Source organism: Tessaracoccus lapidicaptus, from assembly GCF_001693815.1.
GTDB classification, from domain to species: Bacteria; Actinomycetota; Actinomycetes; order Propionibacteriales; family Propionibacteriaceae; genus Arachnia; species Arachnia lapidicapta.
The window spans coordinates 15764-32934 of sequence record NZ_MBQD01000006.1 but is presented as its reverse complement, the minus strand read 5'-3'; the positions used below and the strand labels follow the sequence as shown (position 1 = coordinate 32934).

At 71.9% G+C, this 17171-nt stretch carries 18 protein-coding genes and 1 riboswitch; of the genes, 9 read left to right on the top strand and 9 right to left on the bottom strand.

Annotated features, from left to right (window positions below):
• The first annotated feature begins 1 nt into the window (after position 1).
• On the top strand, positions 2–1114 hold the full coding sequence (locus tag BCR15_RS02625) for a HEAT repeat domain-containing protein (protein WP_068750157.1): 1113 nt from the start codon (positions 2–4) through the stop codon (positions 1112–1114).
• On the opposite strand, the gene BCR15_RS02620 is transcribed toward BCR15_RS02625, so the two are convergent.
• A complete protein-coding gene (locus BCR15_RS02620) occupies positions 1069–1824 on the bottom strand; it encodes a HEAT repeat domain-containing protein (protein ID WP_078920091.1) in 756 nt (251 codons plus the stop codon). The genes BCR15_RS02625 and BCR15_RS02620 overlap by 46 nt on opposite strands.
• Positions 1825–1957: 133 nt before the next feature.
• On the opposite strand from BCR15_RS02620, the gene BCR15_RS02615 reads away from it, so the two are divergent.
• The 5 genes from BCR15_RS02615 to BCR15_RS02595 all read left to right on the top strand — a co-directional run bounded on the left by BCR15_RS02615 (position 1958) and on the right by BCR15_RS02595 (position 8558).
• Positions 1958–3634, top strand: a complete 1677-nt coding sequence (locus tag BCR15_RS02615; protein ID WP_068750155.1) for an ABC1 kinase family protein — start codon at positions 1958–1960, stop codon at positions 3632–3634.
• Positions 3635–3671: 37 nt separating this feature from the next.
• Complete coding sequence (gene disA, locus BCR15_RS02610; protein WP_176715174.1) at positions 3672–4709, top strand: DNA integrity scanning diadenylate cyclase DisA; 1038 nt, start codon at positions 3672–3674, stop codon at positions 4707–4709.
• Between the two features lie 49 nt (positions 4710–4758).
• A riboswitch (TPP riboswitch) is annotated at positions 4759–4865 on the top strand.
• Positions 4866–4894: 29 nt separating this feature from the next.
• The gene (locus BCR15_RS02605) at positions 4895–5947 is read left to right on the top strand and encodes a thiamine ABC transporter substrate-binding protein (RefSeq protein ID WP_068750151.1); all 1053 of its coding nucleotides are present in this window, start codon (positions 4895–4897) and stop codon (positions 5945–5947) included.
• A complete protein-coding gene (locus BCR15_RS02600; protein WP_068750149.1) occupies positions 5926–7590 on the top strand; it encodes an ABC transporter permease in 1665 nt (554 codons plus the stop codon). The genes BCR15_RS02605 and BCR15_RS02600 overlap by 22 nt, the downstream gene beginning before the upstream one ends.
• Positions 7584–8558: an ABC transporter ATP-binding protein gene (locus tag BCR15_RS02595; protein WP_068750147.1), complete on the top strand. Its 975-nt coding sequence runs from the start codon at positions 7584–7586 to the stop codon at positions 8556–8558. Before BCR15_RS02600 ends, BCR15_RS02595 begins: the two co-directional genes overlap by 7 nt.
• A 30-nt stretch (positions 8559–8588) precedes the next feature.
• On the opposite strand, the gene pgsA is transcribed toward BCR15_RS02595, so the two are convergent.
• Positions 8589–9263, bottom strand: coding sequence for a phosphatidylinositol phosphate synthase (pgsA, locus tag BCR15_RS02590; RefSeq protein ID WP_068750145.1), 675 nt, complete (start codon positions 9261–9263; stop codon positions 8589–8591).
• Positions 9264–9331: 68 nt separating this feature from the next.
• Between pgsA and BCR15_RS02585 the strand changes: the two genes are divergently transcribed.
• On the top strand, positions 9332–9694 hold the full coding sequence (locus BCR15_RS02585; protein ID WP_068750143.1) for a YidH family protein: 363 nt from the start codon (positions 9332–9334) through the stop codon (positions 9692–9694).
• Positions 9691–10020, top strand: coding sequence for a DUF202 domain-containing protein (locus BCR15_RS02580; protein ID WP_176715173.1), 330 nt, complete (start codon positions 9691–9693; stop codon positions 10018–10020). The genes BCR15_RS02585 and BCR15_RS02580 overlap by 4 nt, the downstream gene beginning before the upstream one ends.
• A gap of 63 nt (positions 10021–10083) precedes the next feature.
• On the opposite strand, the gene BCR15_RS02575 is transcribed toward BCR15_RS02580, so the two are convergent.
• Together BCR15_RS02575 and BCR15_RS02570 are read right to left on the bottom strand one after the other, a co-directional pair.
• Complete coding sequence (locus BCR15_RS02575) at positions 10084–12594, bottom strand: ATP-dependent Clp protease ATP-binding subunit (RefSeq protein WP_068750140.1); 2511 nt, start codon at positions 12592–12594, stop codon at positions 10084–10086.
• Positions 12595–12714: 120 nt separating this feature from the next.
• A complete protein-coding gene (locus BCR15_RS02570; protein ID WP_068750138.1) occupies positions 12715–13035 on the bottom strand; it encodes a histone-like nucleoid-structuring protein Lsr2 in 321 nt (106 codons plus the stop codon).
• Positions 13036–13117: 82 nt separating this feature from the next.
• On the opposite strand from BCR15_RS02570, the gene BCR15_RS02565 reads away from it, so the two are divergent.
• Positions 13118–14218: an NADH-quinone oxidoreductase subunit D-related protein gene (locus BCR15_RS02565; protein ID WP_068750136.1), complete on the top strand. Its 1101-nt coding sequence runs from the start codon at positions 13118–13120 to the stop codon at positions 14216–14218.
• A 20-nt stretch (positions 14219–14238) separates the two neighbouring features.
• Here the strand turns inward: BCR15_RS02565 and BCR15_RS02560 are convergent, their stop codons facing one another.
• From BCR15_RS02560 to folP, 5 genes are read right to left on the bottom strand one after another with little or no spacing between them, the layout of a single operon-like run.
• Positions 14239–14841 carry a hypothetical protein gene (locus tag BCR15_RS02560; RefSeq protein ID WP_068750134.1) on the bottom strand — a complete coding sequence of 201 codons (603 nt, stop codon included), beginning with the start codon at positions 14839–14841 and terminating at the stop codon, positions 14239–14241.
• A 57-nt stretch (positions 14842–14898) separates the two neighbouring features.
• Positions 14899–15393 carry a DUF3180 domain-containing protein gene (locus BCR15_RS02555; RefSeq protein WP_068750132.1) on the bottom strand — a complete coding sequence of 165 codons (495 nt, stop codon included), beginning with the start codon at positions 15391–15393 and terminating at the stop codon, positions 14899–14901.
• A complete protein-coding gene (gene folK / locus BCR15_RS02550; RefSeq protein ID WP_068750131.1) occupies positions 15390–15953 on the bottom strand; it encodes a 2-amino-4-hydroxy-6-hydroxymethyldihydropteridine diphosphokinase in 564 nt (187 codons plus the stop codon). The genes BCR15_RS02555 and folK overlap by 4 nt, the downstream gene beginning before the upstream one ends.
• A complete protein-coding gene (gene folB, locus BCR15_RS02545; protein WP_078920086.1) occupies positions 15946–16371 on the bottom strand; it encodes a dihydroneopterin aldolase in 426 nt (141 codons plus the stop codon). Before folB ends, folK begins: the two co-directional genes overlap by 8 nt.
• A complete protein-coding gene (gene folP, locus BCR15_RS02540) occupies positions 16368–17165 on the bottom strand; it encodes a dihydropteroate synthase (protein ID WP_068750217.1) in 798 nt (265 codons plus the stop codon). Before folP ends, folB begins: the two co-directional genes overlap by 4 nt.
• Positions 17166–17171: the final 6 nt, after the last annotated feature.

The following is a 17171-nucleotide window of genomic DNA, read 5'->3' as shown; positions in this document are numbered from 1 at the left end:
GATGGAGGCGCTGCGCATCGGCGAGGTGGCCCGCCGCACGGGCCTCACGCAGCGCACGCTGCGGCACTACGACGAGTTGGGGCTGCTCGTGCCGAGCGACCGGTCCGGCGCCGACTACCGCCTCTACTCCCACGACGACCTGGTGCGGTTGCTGGCGATCCAGCATCTCAAGTCGCTGGGGCTGTCGCTGGCCGAGGTCCGCGACGCCTTGGACGCGCCGGGAGGGGACGCGGCGTCTCTGCTGCGGCGCCACGCCGAGGACGTCGAGCGGCGCATCGTCGCCGAGCAGGAGTTACTGGCCCGCCTGCGGTCGCTGGCCAGGGCGGCCGAGGCCGGATGGGACGAGGTGCTGGACGCCATCGCCTTGAGCGAGCGGCTCCGCCATCCGGAGCCCGCCGTCCGCTTCCGCGCGGCGCTCACGGGCCACGCGACCGCTCCTTTCGACGACCTGGTGGAGTTGCTGCGCACGGATCCCGAGCCCGGGGTGCGGGAGGCGGCCACGTGGGCCCTCACGCAGCAGCCCGACGGGGCGGTGGGCCGGTTGGACCAGGCGCTGGCCTCGGGTGACGACCAGTCCCGCCACGCCCTGGCGCACGTCCTGGGCAAGCTGCGGGACCCGGCGGCCGTGCCGCTGCTGGCCCGGCTGCTCCGCGACGAGGCGGGGGAGGTGGCGGCGAAGGCTGCCTTCGGCCTCGGCCAGATCGGCGGGGCCGGCGCGGTCGACGCCCTGATGGGGGCGCTGGGCGACGCGCGCTCGCTGGTGCGCGACGAGGTCGCGGCCGCGCTGGCGCGCGTAGACGGGGCGGACGAGCCGCTGCTCGCCGCCGTGACGGATCCGGCGCCGACGGTCCGCTCGCTGGCCGCGGAGGTGCTGGGGCTCCGCGCGTCACCCGGGAGCGGGCCGGCCCTCGCCGGGCTGCTGCACGACCCGGACCGCGAGGTCCGGTTCGCGGCGCTGATGGCCCTGGGCCAGATCCCGGGCGACGCGGCCGGGCGCGCCATCGAGGGCGAGGTCGACTCCCCCGACGAGCACACCCGGCTGCTGGCCCGCCGCCTGGTGGCGGACCGTCAGGCCTTCGCGGCCCCGCGGGCCCGGAACGCGCGGGCCACCTGAGCGACGACCGGGTCGCCGGCGGCGGCCAGGCGCTCGAGCGCACCCGCGGCCGCCTCGGGCAGCTGGCCGAGGGCCGACACGGCCGCCAAGCGGACCTCCGCGTCGACGTCGGCAGCCGCGCCCTCCAGGGCCTCCACCGCCGCGTCCGCGTCCGGCTCGCCGATGTGACCCAGCGCCTCGGCCGCATGGGCCCGCACCTCGGCATCGCCGTCGCTCAGCGCGACGACGAGGACCGGGACGGCCGCCGCGCCCAGGCGGTGCATCGCCGTGGTGAGCGCGTCGCGCTGCAGCGCCTCCCCGTCGCCGAGCCGGGCCGCCAGCGCATCGGCCGCCTCGGGCCGGCCCGTGTTGGCCACGGCACGGTAGGCCTTGATGGCCACGTCCGGGTGCTCGTCGGCGACGAGCGGGCGCAGGTCCTCGAAGTGCGCCGGGTCGCCGATCTTGCTGAGGACGTGGGCGGCCGTGCGGCGATCGGACGGATCGCTGCTGGTGAGCATGGCCAGCAGGTCGTCGGCCGCCTCGTCGGCGTGCTGCACCAGCGCCCAGGTGAGGTCCTCGCGGATGCAGGAGTCGCGCTCCACGCGCAGGCGCCCGACCAGCGCGGGGCTGATCGCGGGATCCGCGGCGGCTCCGAGCGCGAGCGCCGCCTGCCGCCGGGCGCTGCCGTCGTCGTGGGACAGGGTCTGGATGAGGGTCGTCACATCGGTCATGTCGACGACGCTAAACCTTGACGTCGCGGCAGGGTCAAGTCGGGCGGCGCGCGGGGTTCGCTCACCCCCGCGGCTCCACGGCAGAGTCGCACTGGGCTAGCGTGGTGCCCAGGAGCGATCACCGAGGAGAACGATGCCCGACGTCGCCATGATGACCCAACTCGGGGGCCTGCTGATCCGGCACCTCAAGGCCTTCAACACCGACGCGTCCCCGCTGCCCGGGGAGACACCCGATGAGGCGGAGACCGAGGACGCCGAGCAGTTCACCGACGCGCTGGAGAAGCTGGGCCCCACCTTCATCAAGTTCGGCCAGCTGCTGTCCACCAGACAGGACCTGTTGCCGCCGGCGTACACCGAGGCCCTCTCCCGGCTGCAGGACGACGTCGAGCCGGTGCCGAGCGAGGAGATCCGCGCCCGGATCGAGGAGTCGCTGGGCGCCACCGTCGGCACGCTGTTTCGCGAGTTCGACGACTCGCCACTCGCGTCGGCTTCGCTGGCGCAGGCGCACCGAGCGGTGACCCGCAACGGCCGCGACGTCGTCGTGAAGGTCCTCAGGCCGGGGGTTCGCGACCAGGTGAAGAGCGACCTCGAGTCGCTGTCGGAGCTCGCGGACTTCGCGGACGCCAACACGCCCATCGGGCCCCGGCTGGGCGCGGCCCGCATGCTGGCGCAGTTCCGTCGGTCGATGGCCGACGAGCTCGACTACCGCAAGGAGGCCGCCAACCTGGACCTGTTCGGCGAGCTCGTCCGCGACGAACCCGACCTCCTGGTCCCGTCCTACATCGCCGACTACTCCAGCGACGACGTGCTGACCCTCGAGTTCGTGCCGGGGAAGAAGATCACCGACGTCGGGCCGCTGGCCATGCTGGACGTCGACGGGCAGCGCCTGGCCGCCGCACTGTTCCGGTTCATGCTGGGAGCGATGCTCGTCGACGGCATCCTGCACGCGGACCCGCACCCGGGCAACCTCTTCCTGACGCCCGACCACCGGGTGGCGATCCTCGACGTCGGCATGGTGGTGCGGCTGCCCAGCCGGCTACGCAGCGCCCTGGTCAAGCTCCTCGTGGGGATCGGCGACGGCGACGGCGAGGGCGTCGCGACCATCCTCGCCGCCATGGGCCACCCCACCGAGGACTACGACGCCGCCGCCTTCCGCGACGACGTCTCCCACCTCGTGTCCTCGACGCTGTCCATGGGCGCCGACCTGCAGGCGGGCAGCGTGCTCATGCAGCTGGCCAGGCTCTCCGGCACGCACGGGCTGCGGCCGCCCGCGGAGATGACGCTCATCGCCAAGGCGCTGCTCAACCTCGACCAGGCCACGCAGCACCTCGACCCGTCCTTCACGCCGCTGGAGGCCATCCGCGACAACCTGCCCACGATCCTGGCGGCCGGACTCACGCCCTCGGCCGGGCAGGCGCTACTCGGCACGATCGAGGGCAAGGAGTTCCTCGAGCGCCGCCCCCGCCGCGCGAACCGCGTGCTCGACGCCCTCACGGAGGGCGAGCTCGCGTTCAAGATCGACGCGTTCGACGAGTCGCGGGCCCTCATGGTGCTGCAGCAGGTGGCCAACCGGCTGGCGACGGCGGTGATCCTCGCGGCCGTCACCGTCGCGGCGGCGCTGCTGATGGTGGCCGACGTCGGGCCGCGGTTCCTCGGATACCCGGCGCTGGGGATGGTGTTCTTCCTCATCGCGGCCGTCGGCGGCCTGTGGATGGTGGCGCGCATCATGTGGCACGACCGGCCGTTCCGGCGCACCGTCAAGCGGCAGGAGCGGCGCGCCCGCCTCTCGGACGACGCGACGCGGCGCTAGCGCCCATACACTGGCCTGAACCCAGGGGGAGGTGTCGGTGCCCAAGTCGATCGTACGTCGCTATCTGAAGCTGCTCGCGCCCGGCACGCCCCTGCGCGCGGGCATCGACCGGATCCTCCACGGCGGCACGGGGGCCCTCGTGGTGCTGGGCAACAACAATCGGGTTCAGCAGGTCTGCTCCGGCGGGTTCCAGATCGGCGTCGAGTGCACCGAGCAGGCCCTGCGGGAACTCGCGAAACTCGACGGCGCCATCATCCTGTCCTCCGACCTCAGCCGGATCGTGGCCGCGGGCGTGCATCTCGTCCCGGCCGGCGACCTGCCGACCGCCGAGACCGGAACGCGACACCGCTCCGCCGACCGCACGGCCCAGGCCGCCGGGGTTCCCGTGCTCACGGTGTCGGCATCGATGTCGACGATCTCGCTGTTCATCGACGGTCGGCGCCACGTCGTCGAGACGGTGCCCCAGGTCATCAGCCGGGCCAACCAGACGCTGGCGACGCTGTCGCGGGTCGTCACGCGGCTGAGCGACCTCATGGACCAGTTCACCGCCCTGGAGCTGGGCGAGCAGGTGACGCTGCGCGACCTCACCCACGTCGTGCATCGGCTGGAGCTGACCCGCCGGCTCTCGGCCGAGATGCAGTTCCACGCGGACGTGCTGGGCGTCGAGGGACGCATGGTGGCCATGCAGCACGCGGAGCTGGCCTCGGCCTTCGACGGCGTGGCCGAACTGCTGACGGAGGACTACGCCGCCAACCTGGAGGACCCCACGGAGTTCGACCTCACCCGACTGCACAACTTCGCCCCCGAGGAGCTGTTCGCCGCCCAGCTCGTGGCGCAGCGGTTGGGTTTCGGCGGCAACGCCAACCTGGAACAGGGGCTCACCACCCGCGGGATCCGGCTGCTGACCAAGGTGGGGCGGCTGCCGTCGCCGCTGGTCACCCGCCTCGTCGAGCGCTTCTCGCTGCAGGAACTCTTCGGAGCTTCGGTGGCGGACCTCATGGAGGTCGAGGGCATCGGGCCGCTGCGCGCCCGGCAGATCCGCGACGCGATGCTGCGGATCGCCGAGACCAACTGACCGGGCTCCGGACCCCGCCGCGATGGCGGGTGGGCCGGGTATAGGCTTGCGCCGAACACAGGGGAGCGCCACAGGGGCGCTGAGAGTGCGGGCACACCGCAGACCCTCGAACCTGACCCGGTTAGAACCGGCGTAGGGAGTGGGAATTCTCCTCGGCATGCGCCGAGCCTGCCGAAAGGAGAATCATGGATCGACCCGTCCGGACCCTCGCCGCCGTCGCGGCCGCCCTGGCGCTCGCCGCATGCGGCAGCGGCACACCGGCGGCCAGCCCGTCGCCCGACGGCTCATCGGCGCCGACCGAGACCGACACCCTCACCGTCTTCACCCACGACGCCTTCACGCTGCCTGAGGAACTCACCGAGCGCTTCGCCGACGAGACGGGCTACGAGGTCACCTACACCACGCCCGGGGACGCCGGCGCGCTGGTCAACCAGCTCATCCTCACCAAGGACTCGCCGCTGGCCGACGTCGTCGTGGGCATCGACAACACCTTCAGCTCGCGCGCCGCCGACGAGGGGGTCCTGAGCCCCTACGTCTCCCCCGCCGCCGCGGAGGTCCCCGCCGAGTTCCAGGCGCCCGACCTGACGCCCGTCGACTACGGCGACGTGTGCATCAACGCCGACACGACCTGGTTCGCCGAGCAGGGCATCCCCGTCCCCGCGACGCTCGACGACCTGACCAAGCCCGAGTACCGCGACCTGCTGGTCGTCACGAACCCCGCGTCGTCGTCGCCGGGACTGGCGTTCCTCATCGCGACGGTCGGCGCCAAGGGCGACGGCTGGCTGGACTACTGGGCGCAACTGAAGGACAACGGCGTGAAGGTCGCGGCCGGTTGGACCGAGGCCTACTACACCGACTTCTCCGGCGGCGGCGGCGAGGGACCGCGCCCGCTGGTCCTGTCCTACGCGACGTCCCCGGCGTTCACCGTCGAGGGCGACGAGTCGTCGACGACGGCACTGCTCGACACCTGCTTCCGGCAGGTCGAGTACGCGGGCGTCGTGGCGGGCGCCGAGAACGAGGTGGGGGCCCGCAAGTTCATCGACTTCCTCCTCAGCCCGGAGGTCCAAGCCGCCGCGCCCGAGAACCTCTACATGTTCCCCGTGCTGCCCGGCACCGCCCTGCCCGAGGTCTGGGCGCGGTTCGCCGTCCTGCCCGAGGAGCCGATCGAGGTGCCGCAGGAGCGCATCGGCGCCGAGCGCGACGAGTGGATCCGGGCGTGGACCGACGCCATGAGCTGACCCGGCTCGGGTGGCGGACGGGCTGGGCGGTCGCGGCCGCCGTACCCGCCGCCTTCCTCGTCGTGTTCTTCGCGTGGCCGGCCGCCGCCCTGGTCGCCCGCGGCTTCCACGACGGGTCGGGGTGGACGCTCGACGGGGCCGCCGCCGTCCTGCGGTCGCCGCGGACGTGGCAGGCACTCGGGTTCACGCTCGGCGCAGCGACGGCGTCGACGGTGGCGTGCCTGGCGCTCGGTCTGCCCGGCGCGGCGCTGCTGTTCCGCCGGCGCTTCGCCGGGCGCGACGCGCTCCGCGCGCTCGTGACCATCCCGTTCGTCCTGCCCACCGTGGTGGTGGGCGTCGCGTTCGGGGCGTTGCTCCGTTCCGACGGGCCGCTCGGCTGGACGGGCCTCGACGGCACCCCCGTCGCCATCCTCGCCGCGATGGTGTTCTTCAACTACTCGGTCGTGGTCCGCACCGTCGGCACGTTCTGGGCCAGGCTCGATCCCCGGCTCGCCGACGCTGCGGCCACACTCGGCGCCGCGCCGTCGCGGGTGTTCCGCACCGTGACCCTGCCGACCCTCGCGCCGGCCGTGCTGTCGTCGGGCTCGCTGGTCTTCCTGTTCAGCGCCTCCTCCTACGGCATCGTCATGGTCCTCGGCCAGACGCGCTACCGCACGATCGAGACGGAGATCTGGTTCCTCACCACCCAGCTGCTCGATCTGCCGGGCGCAGCGGCCCTCTCGGTGGCCCAGCTGGTCATCGTCTCGGTCCTGCTGTGGCTGAGCGGGCGGGCCCAGTCGTCGCTGACCCGCGCGCTGCGGCTGCAGCCCGACGTCGCCGCCGCCCGGCCCCTCGCGGCGTGGCGCGACTGGCCGCTCGTCGCCGTCACCGGGGTGGTCGTGCTCGGGCTGCTCGGCCTGCCGCTGGCGACCCTGATGTGGCGGGCGATCGCCCCAGGGGGGTCGCCGTCGCTGGACAACTTCCTGCTGCTGGGCGGCGACACCGGCCTCGGCGCCGGCGTGGGCGAGGCGCTGCGCACGTCGCTGGTCACCGCGACGGCCGCCACGGCGATCGCCGTCAGCCTCGGAGTCCTCGTGGCGCTCGTCACGTCGCGGAGACCCCGGCGCAGGGGTGCCCGCCACGCCCTGGCCACCCTGGAAGGGCTCTTCCTGCTGCCCCTGGGCGTCAGCGCCGTCACTGTCGGGTTCGGCTATCTCATCACCCTCAACCGGCCGCCCCTCGACCTGCGCTCGAGCATCGTGCTGATCCCCATCGCGCAGGCGGTGGTCGCGCTCCCGCTGGTGGTGCGCACGCTGCTGCCCACCCTGCGGGCGCTGGACCCGCGACAGCTGGAGGCGGCCGCGACGCTCGGCTCGAGCCCGCTGCAGGTGCTGCGCCGGATCGAGCTGCCGCACCTCGCGCGTGGCCTGGGGCTCGCGGTCGGCTTCGCGTTCGCGACGTCGCTGGGCGAGTTCGGCGCAACGTCCTTCCTCGCCCGCCCCGACAACCCGACCCTGCCCGTCCTCATCTTCCGCGCCTTCGGCCGCCCCGGGGCCGACAACTACGGCATCGCGCTGGCCGCGTCCGTGGTGCTGGCAGGATTGGCCGGGATCACGATGGCGCTCGCCGAACGCGTGCGCCCCAAGGAGGTGGCCACATGGTGAGCGGGCTCGAGGTGTCCGACGCGGTGGTGCGCTACGGCTCGGTGACGGCCGTCGACGGCGTCACCCTCGCCGTCCCGCCGGGCCGCGTCGTCGCGCTGTTGGGCCCCTCCGGGTCGGGCAAGTCGACTCTGCTGCGTGCGGTCGCCGGGCTGGAGCCCCTCGCCTCCGGCAGCATCCGGTGGGACGGTGAGGATCTCGCCGACGTCAAGGTGCATCGGCGCAACTTCGGGCTCGTGTTCCAGGACGCCCAGCTGTTCCCCACCATGACCGTGGGCCGCAACATCGCGTACGGGCTGAGCCGCTGGGACCGGGCGGCGCAGCGGACCAGGGTCGCGGAGATGCTGGAGCTGGTGGGGCTGCCCGGGTTCGAGGACCGCCGCGTGACGGAACTCTCCGGCGGGCAGGCGCAGCGGATCGCGCTGGCACGCTCGCTGGCGCCGTCGCCGCGGGCGCTCCTCCTGGACGAGCCGCTCTCGGCCCTGGACACCGGCTTGCGCCGCCGGCTGGCGGAGGACCTGGCGCGCATCCTCCGGGAGACCCACACCACCGCCATCCACGTCACCCACGACCATCAGGAGGCGTTCACCGTCGCGGACACGGTCGCGGTGCTGCAGGAGGGTCGTCTGCTGCAGATCGACGACCCGGACGCGCTGCGCCGCACGCCGTCGAGCAAGGACGTCGCGGCATTCCTGGGGTTCCGGGCCTTCGTGACGCACCAGCAGGCACACGAGCTGGGCTGGTCCGGCACGCTGCCCGTCGGTGCGGTGCTGGGGATCGGGCCGAGTTCGCTGGTGCTCGACGACACCGGCGTCGAGGTGCCGGTCGTCGACCAGGGCTACACCGTCGAGGACGTCGAGATCGGCGTGCGGCTGCCGGACGGGCAGCGCGCCGTCGTGTCCGCGCCCGAGAGGGTGGAGGGTCCCACCGTGCGGGTGCGGCTGATCGGTGGCGCGGTCACGCCCGCCTGAGGGGCGCCGGCAGCGACACGAATAGCAGCCCTACTCCGCGATCGGGCCACTCAGGGAGTCCGAGCCACGAGTTCGACGGCGTGTCGTGCCGGGGTGGCGGCGCGGGGCGGACGCGGCGGCGGCCGCCCAGGCCGCGGCGACGCGCTGCGCCACGGTCACGGCGCTCCCGGCGGCGACGACACCCAGCGCCAGCGTCAGGACCCACAGCGGGGCTCCGAGGTCGACGGCGACCGCCGCCACCCCTGCGACGACCAGCCGATCGGCGCGCTCGAAGATGCCCACCGACGCGTCCCAGCCCTCAGCCTCGGCGCGCGCCCGGGCGTAGGACACCACGAAGCCCAGGACGAGCGCGGCGAGGGCGCACCACAGGGTGGCGACGTCGCGGCCCGCGGCCCAGACCGCGAGGGCCGCGAACACCGCGCCGTCGGCGATGCGGTCCATGGTTGAGTCGATGAACGCCCCGAACCGCGTCTGCCTGCCACCGGCACGCGCCATCGTCCCGTCCAGGCCGTCGGCCAGCAGGAACACCCCCACGACGACGAAGCCGGCGATCCACTCGCCCCGCGGCAGGAACCACAACGCAGCCAGGACCACCCCGAGCGTCCCCGCGAACGTCACGGCGGTCGGCGAGAGCCCGATCCGCAACAGGAATCGGGCCAGGGGGGTCAGGGCGCGTCCATACGCGCCACGCAGGAACGACAGCACCTCACCACCCTAGCCAGCCGGACCGGCGGTCAGGCGACGGCCCGCCGAAGTGACGCTACGGTGATCCGGTGGCCCGACAGCGTTTCCCTGCCTCCGTCTATGACAACGGCGACGAACCCGACGCGCGGTTCTCGCTGGCCAACGAGCGGACCTTCCTCGCCTGGATCAGGACCTCGCTGGCCCTCCTCGCGGCCGGCATCGCGCTCGAGGTACTGGGGCTCGACCTGCACGACGCGTTCCGCATCGCCGCCTCGGTGGTGCTCATGGTGACGGGGATCGCCGCCGCGCCGCTGGCCTGGTGGGGATGGGTCCGCTACGAGCGTGCGCTGCGGCTCTACAGCCCGCTGCCGGCGTCGCTGTTCGCCCTGCCGGTCACGCTGGCGGTCAGCGTGAGCGGGATCCTGGTCGTCCTCGGATTCCTGTTCCGGTGACCGACCGTCCGGCCGATCCCGGCCTCCAACCGGAGCGCACCGGGCTGGCGTGGCAGCGCACCGCGCTGTCCCTGGGCGGCGGCGCCCTGGTCTACTCGCGGATCGCCGCGCCGACGGTGGAGAACTGGGCCTGGCTGCTCGCCGGCCTCGGCCTGCTGGCCGCCCTGGTCATCGGGGTGTGGGGCCGGCGCCGCTACGACTACACGCACCGCACGCTGACCCGCGGCGGGCGCATCCTGGCCGACGGCCTGCTGCCCGCCGTGGTGGCGGGCACGGTGGCCGCGGCCGGCATCGTCGTGCTCGTGCTGTCGCTCCTCGCGCTCTGACCCCAGAGCCCCGGGAACGCGACGACGGGGCGGCCCCGTGGGACCGCCCCGTCGACATCGGGTTCAGGAGGCCTGGCCGCCCTCGCCGTCTGAGGCCGGCTCGAACTCCGGCAGCTCCGCCTTGGCGACGCCGGTGAACTTGAACGGCAGCTCCGCGCCCTCATCGGCCACATCGACCTGGACGATCTGTCCCGGCTGCAGATCCCCGAACAGGATCTTCTCGGCCAGGATGTCCTCGATGTCGCGCTGGAGGGCACGGCGCAGCGGCCGGGCCCCGAGCACCGGGTCGAACCCGCGCTTGGCGATGAGGGTCTTCGCGGCCGGCGTGAGCTCGATGCCCATGTCCTTGTCCTTCAACCGCGATTCGATCTGCGCCACCATGAGGTCGACGATGCGCTCGATGTCGGCCTGCGACAACTGGTGGAACACGACGATCTCGTCGACACGGTTGAGGAACTCGGGACGGAAGTGCTGCTTCAGCTCATCCGACACCTTCGCCTTCATCTTCTCGTAGCTCGACTCGGCGTCTCCGGCCCGGGAGAATCCGAGATTGACGCTCTTGGAGATGTCCCGGGAACCGAGGTTGGTCGTCATGACAATGACGGTGTTCTTGAAATCAACCACCCGGCCCTGAGCATCCGTGAGGCGACCCTCGTCGAGAATCTGCAACAGCGAATTGAAGATGTCAGGGTGGGCCTTTTCGATCTCGTCGAACAGCACCACGGAGAACGGCTTGCGTCGCACCTTCTCAGTGAGCTGGCCGCCCTCCTCGTAGCCGACGTATCCGGGCGGCGAACCGAACATCCGCGACGCGGTGTGCTTCTCCGAGTATTCGCTCATGTCGAGAGTGATGAGCGCGTCCTCGTCGCCGAACAGGAACTCCGTCAGCGCCTTGGTCAGCTCGGTCTTTCCGACGCCGGACGGGCCGGCGAAGATGAACGAGCCGCTGGGGCGCTTCGGGTCCTTGAGGCCGGCCCGGGTGCGGCGGATCGAGCGGGACAACGCCTTGACCGCGTCCTCCTGGCCGATGTAGCGCTTGCCCAGTTCCTCCTCCATGCGCAGGAGCCGCTGGGACTCCTCCTCCGTGAGCTTGAACACGGGGATGCCGGTGGAGCCGGACAGCACGACGGCGATCTCCTCCTCGCCGACCACGGCCGGGATGTCGGAGTCGCCCTGCTTCCAGGCCTCCTCGCGCTCGGCGCGCAGTGCCCGGAGGCGCTGCTCCTCGTCGCGGAGCCGTGCCGCGCGCTCGAAGTCCTGCGCGTCGATGGCGGCGTCCTTCTCGAGCTTGTTCGCCGCGATGGCCTCGTCGAACTCACGCAGGTCCGGCGGTGCCGTCATGCGCTGGATCCGCAGCCGGGCGCCGGCCTCGTCGATCAGGTCGATCGCCTTGTCCGGCAGGAAGCGGTCCTGGATGTAGCGGTCCGCCAGCGTGGCCGCCGCCACGAGAGCCTCGTCGGTGATGGTGATGCGGTGGTGCGCCTCGTACCGGTCCCGAAGGCCCTTGAGGATGTCGACCGTCAGCGCCACCGACGGCTCCGCCACCTGGATGGGCTGGAACCGCCGCTCGAGCGCGGCGTCCTTCTCGATGTGCTTGCGGTACTCGTCCAGCGTCGTGGCGCCGATGGTCTGCAGTTCACCGCGCGCCAGCATGGGCTTGAGGATGGAGGCCGCGTCGATGGCCCCCTCCGCGGCGCCGGCGCCGACGAGCGTGTGGATCTCGTCGATGAACAGCATGATGTCGCCGCGGGTCTTGATCTCCTTGAGGACCTTCTTGAGGCGCTCCTCGAAATCACCGCGGTAACGGGAACCGGCCACGAGGGCGCCGAGATCCAGCGTGTAGATCTGCTTGTCGCGCAGCGTCTCGGGCACGTCGCCGCGCACGATGGCCTGCGACAGGCCCTCCACGACGGCCGTCTTGCCCACGCCGGGCTCGCCGATCAGCACCGGGTTGTTCTTGGTGCGGCGGCTCAGCACCGTCATGACGCGCTCGATCTCGTGGGTGCGTCCGATGACCGGATCGAGCTGGTTCTCCCGCGCCGCCTGCGTGAGGTTGCGGCCGAACTGATCCAGGATCTGCGAGCTGCCCTTCTCGGGCCCCGCCTCAGGAGCCCCGGACATCGAGGCCTCGCGGCCCTGGTAGCCCGTGATGAGCTGCAGCACGGTGTTGCGGACCCGGTTGAGGTCCGCGCCGAGCTTGATGAGCACCTGAGCGGCCACGCCCTCGCCCTCACGGATGAGGCCGAGGAGGATGTGCTCGGTGCCGATGTAGTTGTGGTTCATCTGCAGCGCCTCGCGCAGCGAGAGCTCGAGAACCTTCTTCGCGCGCGGCGTGAAGGGGATGTGCCCCGTCGGCACCTGCTGCCCTTGGCCGATGATCTCCTCGACCTGCTCACGCACCGCCTCCAGGGCGATTCCCAGCGACTCGAGGGCCTTGGCGGCCACGCCCTCGCCCTCGTGGATGAGCCCGAGCAGGATGTGCTCGGTGCCGATGAAGTTGTGATTGAGCAGCTTCGCCTCGTCCTGCGCCAGGACGATCACGCGCCGGGCGCGGTCCGTGAACCGTTCGAACATGAAAACTTCCCTCCTGTTGTCCGGCGACGCGCGCCGGGCAACCGCTTCTAGCTTACTAACGAAGCGAAGGGACCGAACGCTCCGTGGTTCACCCCCCGCGAACGCACGCCCGGCGAGCGGTCAGTGAGCCGCTTCGTAGGCGGCGATGACGTCGGCGGGGATGCGGCCCCGGTCCGACACCTTGCGGCCGTTCTCCCTCGCCCACTCGCGGACCGCGTTGTTGTCGGTCTTGCGGGACGCGGGCTTGCGGGCGGCGCCGGCCTTGCGGCCGGCCTTGGTGGCCTTCTCGATGAAGGGCGCCAGGGCGCTCTCCAGCTTCGCGGCGTTCTTCTCGGTCAGGTCGATGGTGTAGGAATCGCGGCCGAGCGAGAACTCGATCGTGCGTGCGTCGGGCGACCCGTCGATATCATCGACGAGAAACACGCGAACTTGGCGTGCCATAGTGTCCTCCTGGGGGTAGGGATTTCTCCGCTGAGATTACCGCTGTCCGGGGAATCCGCAAAAGGGGTCGGCATTGTCGAATATGCAGCAATTCAGCATCGGTGGGCTCATTCTGCCCGACCACACCGGTATTTCGCTGGGGTATCGGCACCCCACCTCCGCCGGAATGGTGCGGGTGGTGGTGGAGACAGAGGCCGGAGTCATCCGGAGCGCCGACGTCACATCCGGATATGGGCATCGGGCTGCCGAGAAATTATTCGAGGTCCGCGATTACCGCTCCATGATCATGCTCGGCGACCGCCACGACTGGCTCGCCGCATTCAGCGGTGAATTGAGCCTGACCCTCACGGTGGAGAATGCGATGCGGCTCACTCCCCCACCGCGGGCCACCGTGCTGCGGACACTCCTGGCGGAACTCGCCCGCATCCACAGCCACCTGTCCTTCCTCAGCCACCTCGCCGGCGGGGACGCCGCGGCCCGCCTCTGGCAGGTCGTGGACCGGCTGCGCGACGCCATGCTCGGGTGGAGCGGCAACCGGGTGCACCCCATGCTCAACCGCGTCGGCGGCCTGGCCGCCGACGCCCCGGAGGGCTGGCTGGACCACCTGGACGACCTGCTGGACGACGCGTCCCGGGTATCGGCGGACCTGCGCGCCACCCTCGCCGGCACGAGCCGCTACTCGGGTCTGGCCGTCCTGGACGCCCGGACGTGCCTCGGCTACGGGCTGAGCGGACCCGTCGCGCGCGCGGCCGGCCTGGACCTCGACCGCCGGGCGGGCGGCTACTGCGCCTACGGTCAGGTCTTCCGGCCCGTCACCCCGCGGTCCGCGGGCGACGCCGAGTCCCGGTTCGCCGTGCTGATCGACGAGGTCGGCACCAGCGTCGACATGGTGCGGGTCGCACGGTCGTTGGCCGCCGCGACCCCCGGCGACGTGGCGGTGCGGCTGTCGCGCCGCCTGAAGGTCCCCGAGGGCGAACACGAGACGGACATCGAGGCCCCGTGGGGCATCGCGTCGTGCCTGCTGGTCTCGCGGGGCGGCCAGACGCCGTGGCGGGTGGCGCTGCGGACGCCGTCGTTCAGCGACCTGTCCGCGCTGGGCTGCGCCCTGGAAGGGGTCCGGACAGACGACATCGCCGACGTCGTGGCCTCATTGGGCTACACCGTCGGCGATGCGGACAAGTAGGCGGGGCGTCCCGCTGCGGCTCAGGCCTGCCGCAGCTCCGGCAGCCCGTCGAGGTTGAGACGGGCGAGGTCCACCATCGTGGGGTGCTCGTTCTCGCCCCAGATGTCGGCCACGCTCGGCGAGACGCGGCGCGGCAGGTCGACGATGTTGGCCGTCTCCTCCGCCTCGAGCTCCGCGATGCGCGCCTCCAGCGCCTCGATCCGCGACTGACGCTCGGCCACCTCGGCACGCAACCACACGGCGTTGCCGCGCATCGAGCTGAGTTCCGCCTTCGCGGCACCCAGCTGGCCGCGAAGCTTCGCGATGACCGCCTGAAGGTTCTCGGCGCGCGCGTTGAAGCGGCTGATCATGGCGACGGACTCTTCGTGGAACCGCTCGGCCTGCTGGGCGCGGAGCCCGACCTCGTGCTTCATCTCGACCGCGTGCCGTTCGCGCTCGGCCCGCACCTCACGCCAGGCGACCCACGTGGCGGCGAAGGCCATGAGGACGGCGACCACGACGCCGGCGCGGACGAGCCACACTCCGCCGAGGAGGGAGGCCAGCGACGCAGCGGTGCCCACCCCGAGGATGGTGAGCGCGAGGGTGCGCTCGGAGGACTGTTGGGAAGCGCGTCGACCAGGCATGCGGCCAGTGTAGGTGTGGTGCCGCGGCCAGCCGCGGAGGCCGGTGGGCGTGTCGGCTCAGGCCGGCGAGGCCGCCCCGGTGCCGCCGGGCTTGTCGTCGTCGTCATCGTCGTGCACCACGCAGGCCCGCTCCAGCATCGCACCGGCCACGGCCAGGAGCAGCGCCGCGATGATCGTGGCGATCCCCTGTACGACGCGTGCCGACGGCAACGGCGCCTCGAACAGCTGCAGGAACCGCGCCACGTACACGACGTGCGCGCCGGCCAGCACGGCGCCGGTCATGATCATCGACTTGCCGACCGCCAGGGCGGCCACGGACTCCTGCGGCTCCACGCGGCGCTCCTCGATCCGCCGGGGCAGCAGTCGGGCGTACACCGCGACGCCCACGGCCAGCAGGAGCATCAGAGCGGGCACCGACCACGGCACCACCGGCGGGAACGAGCCCGCCGCCTCGAACCCGAGCAGGATGAGGCCGCAGACGACGGCGCCCGCGAGAACCGAGATGACGGCCTGACGGGCGGTGGTCAGACCGAGCCGGCCGTCTCCGCTCAAAATCCCGTGGCGGCGGTGACGACGACGTCGTCGCGGCGGGTGACCGTCGAGGTGTCCACCTCGTCGAGCAGGTCCACGACCCGGCCGTGGCCGGCGATCTCGGCGGCGGGATCGATGTCGGACCACGGCACCAGGACGAAGGCGCGCTCGTGTGCGCGCGGGTGCGGCAGCTCGATGCTGTCCTCCGAGATGCGCTTGCCGACCATGATGATGTCGATGTCGAGGGTGCGCGGACCGTGGCGCAGGTCGCGGGTGCGGCCGAAGTTCTCCTCGATGGCCTGGGCGCGGTCGAGCAGCGTCAGCGGCTCCAGGGTCGACTCCGCCACGACGACGAGGTTGAGGAAGTCCGGTTGGTCCTGGATGTCGCCGACCGGCTTGGTCTCGTAGACCGGCGACACGTCGACGACGATGAGGTCCGGCGTCTCGGCCAGGTAGTCGACCGCCTCCTGCAGGATGCTGGCAGAGTCCCCCATGTTGGAGCCGAGGCTGAACACCACCTTCGAGATGGGGCGCAGATTGCCCAGCGTGTCGACATCGATATCGAAGGGACCGTTAGACATGTCTACTCCTGCTGATCGTGACGGCAACATCCGTGAAGGTCTGGCTGAGCGGTGCACTCGGCTTGTGCACCGTGACGGTGACACGCTCCACTCTGCCATGAGCGAGGCACCGCTCCGCAATCTCGCCTGCCACCGTCTCAATGAGGTTGCGCGGCTCTCCCGTGACGACGTCCTCGACGTCCCGGGCCACCGCGCCGTAGTCCACCGTGGTCGCCAGGTCGTCACTGCGGGTGTCGACGGGGAGTTCGAGAACGACGTCGACGACGAACGGCTGGCCGTCCCGACGCTCATGGTCGAAGACCCCGTGGTACCCGGTCGCGGTCAGTCCCGTCAGCGTGATGCGGTCGATCTCTTCGCTCCCTTCGGTCGACTCGACCCTAGCGCACGGCTCGTCGGGTGAGGGCGCCGGGAGGCTCATGTGAGCGTGAGGGGGGCCTCGGCCAGGAGGCGGCGGGCGACGGCGACGGCGTCGGCCTGGGCGGCGACGTCGTGGGTGCGCACGGCCCACACCCGGTGCAAGGCGCACCAGAACGACACCGCGGCGGTGGCGGCGTCGCGGCCCCGTGGCTCGCGCCCGCCCAGGAGTTCCCCGAGGAAGGCCTTGCGCGACGCGCCCACGAGCACCCGGTGTCCGTCGGCCGCGAAGCGGTCGAGGTGCCGGAGCAGGGTCCAGTTGTGGTCCCAGGCCTTGGCGAACCCGAGCCCCGGGTCGAGGATGATGCGCTCGGCCGGGATCCCGGCCTCCAGTGCGGCGTCGCGTTGCTCGAGCAGCTCGGCGAGCACCTCGGTGACGACGTCGCCGTACTGGGCGCGGCCCTGCATCTCGCTGGAGTGGGCCCGCCAATGCATGACGACGAGCTCCGCCCGGGATCGCGCGACGACCCCGAGCAGATCCGAATCCGCCCTGCCGCCCGACACGTCGTTGATGAGCGCGGCCCCGACGTCGATGGCCGCCTGCGCGACCCCGGCCCGCATGGTGTCGACCGACACCGCGACACCGTCGGCGGCCAGCGCCCGGACGACGGGGATGACGCGCTCCAGCTCGTCGGCCTCGGTGACCCGGGCGGCGCCGGGGCGGGTCGATTCGCCACCGACATCGATGATCGACGCGCCGTCGGCGAGCAGCCGGCGGGCGTGGTCGACCGCGAGCTGCGGGTCGAGGAAGCGCCCGCCGTCGGAGAATGAATCGGGCGTCACATTGACGATGCCCATGACGAG

Excerpts from the sequence above, each read along its gene's own strand:
- BCR15_RS02625 (WP_068750157.1), top strand. The coding sequence starts at position 2 with ATGGAGGCGCTGCGCATCGGCGAGGTGGCCCGCCGCACGGGCCTCACG.
- BCR15_RS02620 (WP_078920091.1), bottom strand. The coding sequence starts at position 1,824 with ATGACCGATGTGACGACCCTCATCCAGACCCTGTCCCACGACGACGGC.
- BCR15_RS02615 (WP_068750155.1), top strand. The coding sequence starts at position 1,958 with ATGCCCGACGTCGCCATGATGACCCAACTCGGGGGCCTGCTGATCCGG.
- BCR15_RS02605 (WP_068750151.1), top strand. The coding sequence starts at position 4,895 with ATGGATCGACCCGTCCGGACCCTCGCCGCCGTCGCGGCCGCCCTGGCG.
- BCR15_RS02595 (WP_068750147.1), top strand. The coding sequence starts at position 7,584 with ATGGTGAGCGGGCTCGAGGTGTCCGACGCGGTGGTGCGCTACGGCTCG.
- BCR15_RS02575 (WP_068750140.1), bottom strand. The coding sequence starts at position 12,594 with ATGTTCGAACGGTTCACGGACCGCGCCCGGCGCGTGATCGTCCTGGCG.
- BCR15_RS02570 (WP_068750138.1), bottom strand. The coding sequence starts at position 13,035 with ATGGCACGCCAAGTTCGCGTGTTTCTCGTCGATGATATCGACGGGTCG.
- BCR15_RS02565 (WP_068750136.1), top strand. The coding sequence starts at position 13,118 with ATGCAGCAATTCAGCATCGGTGGGCTCATTCTGCCCGACCACACCGGT.
- BCR15_RS02560 (WP_068750134.1), bottom strand. The coding sequence starts at position 14,841 with ATGCCTGGTCGACGCGCTTCCCAACAGTCCTCCGAGCGCACCCTCGCG.
- folK (WP_068750131.1), bottom strand. The coding sequence starts at position 15,953 with ATGTCTAACGGTCCCTTCGATATCGATGTCGACACGCTGGGCAATCTG.
- folB (WP_078920086.1), bottom strand. The coding sequence starts at position 16,371 with ATGAGCCTCCCGGCGCCCTCACCCGACGAGCCGTGCGCTAGGGTCGAG.
- folP (WP_068750217.1), bottom strand. The coding sequence starts at position 17,165 with ATGGGCATCGTCAATGTGACGCCCGATTCATTCTCCGACGGCGGGCGC.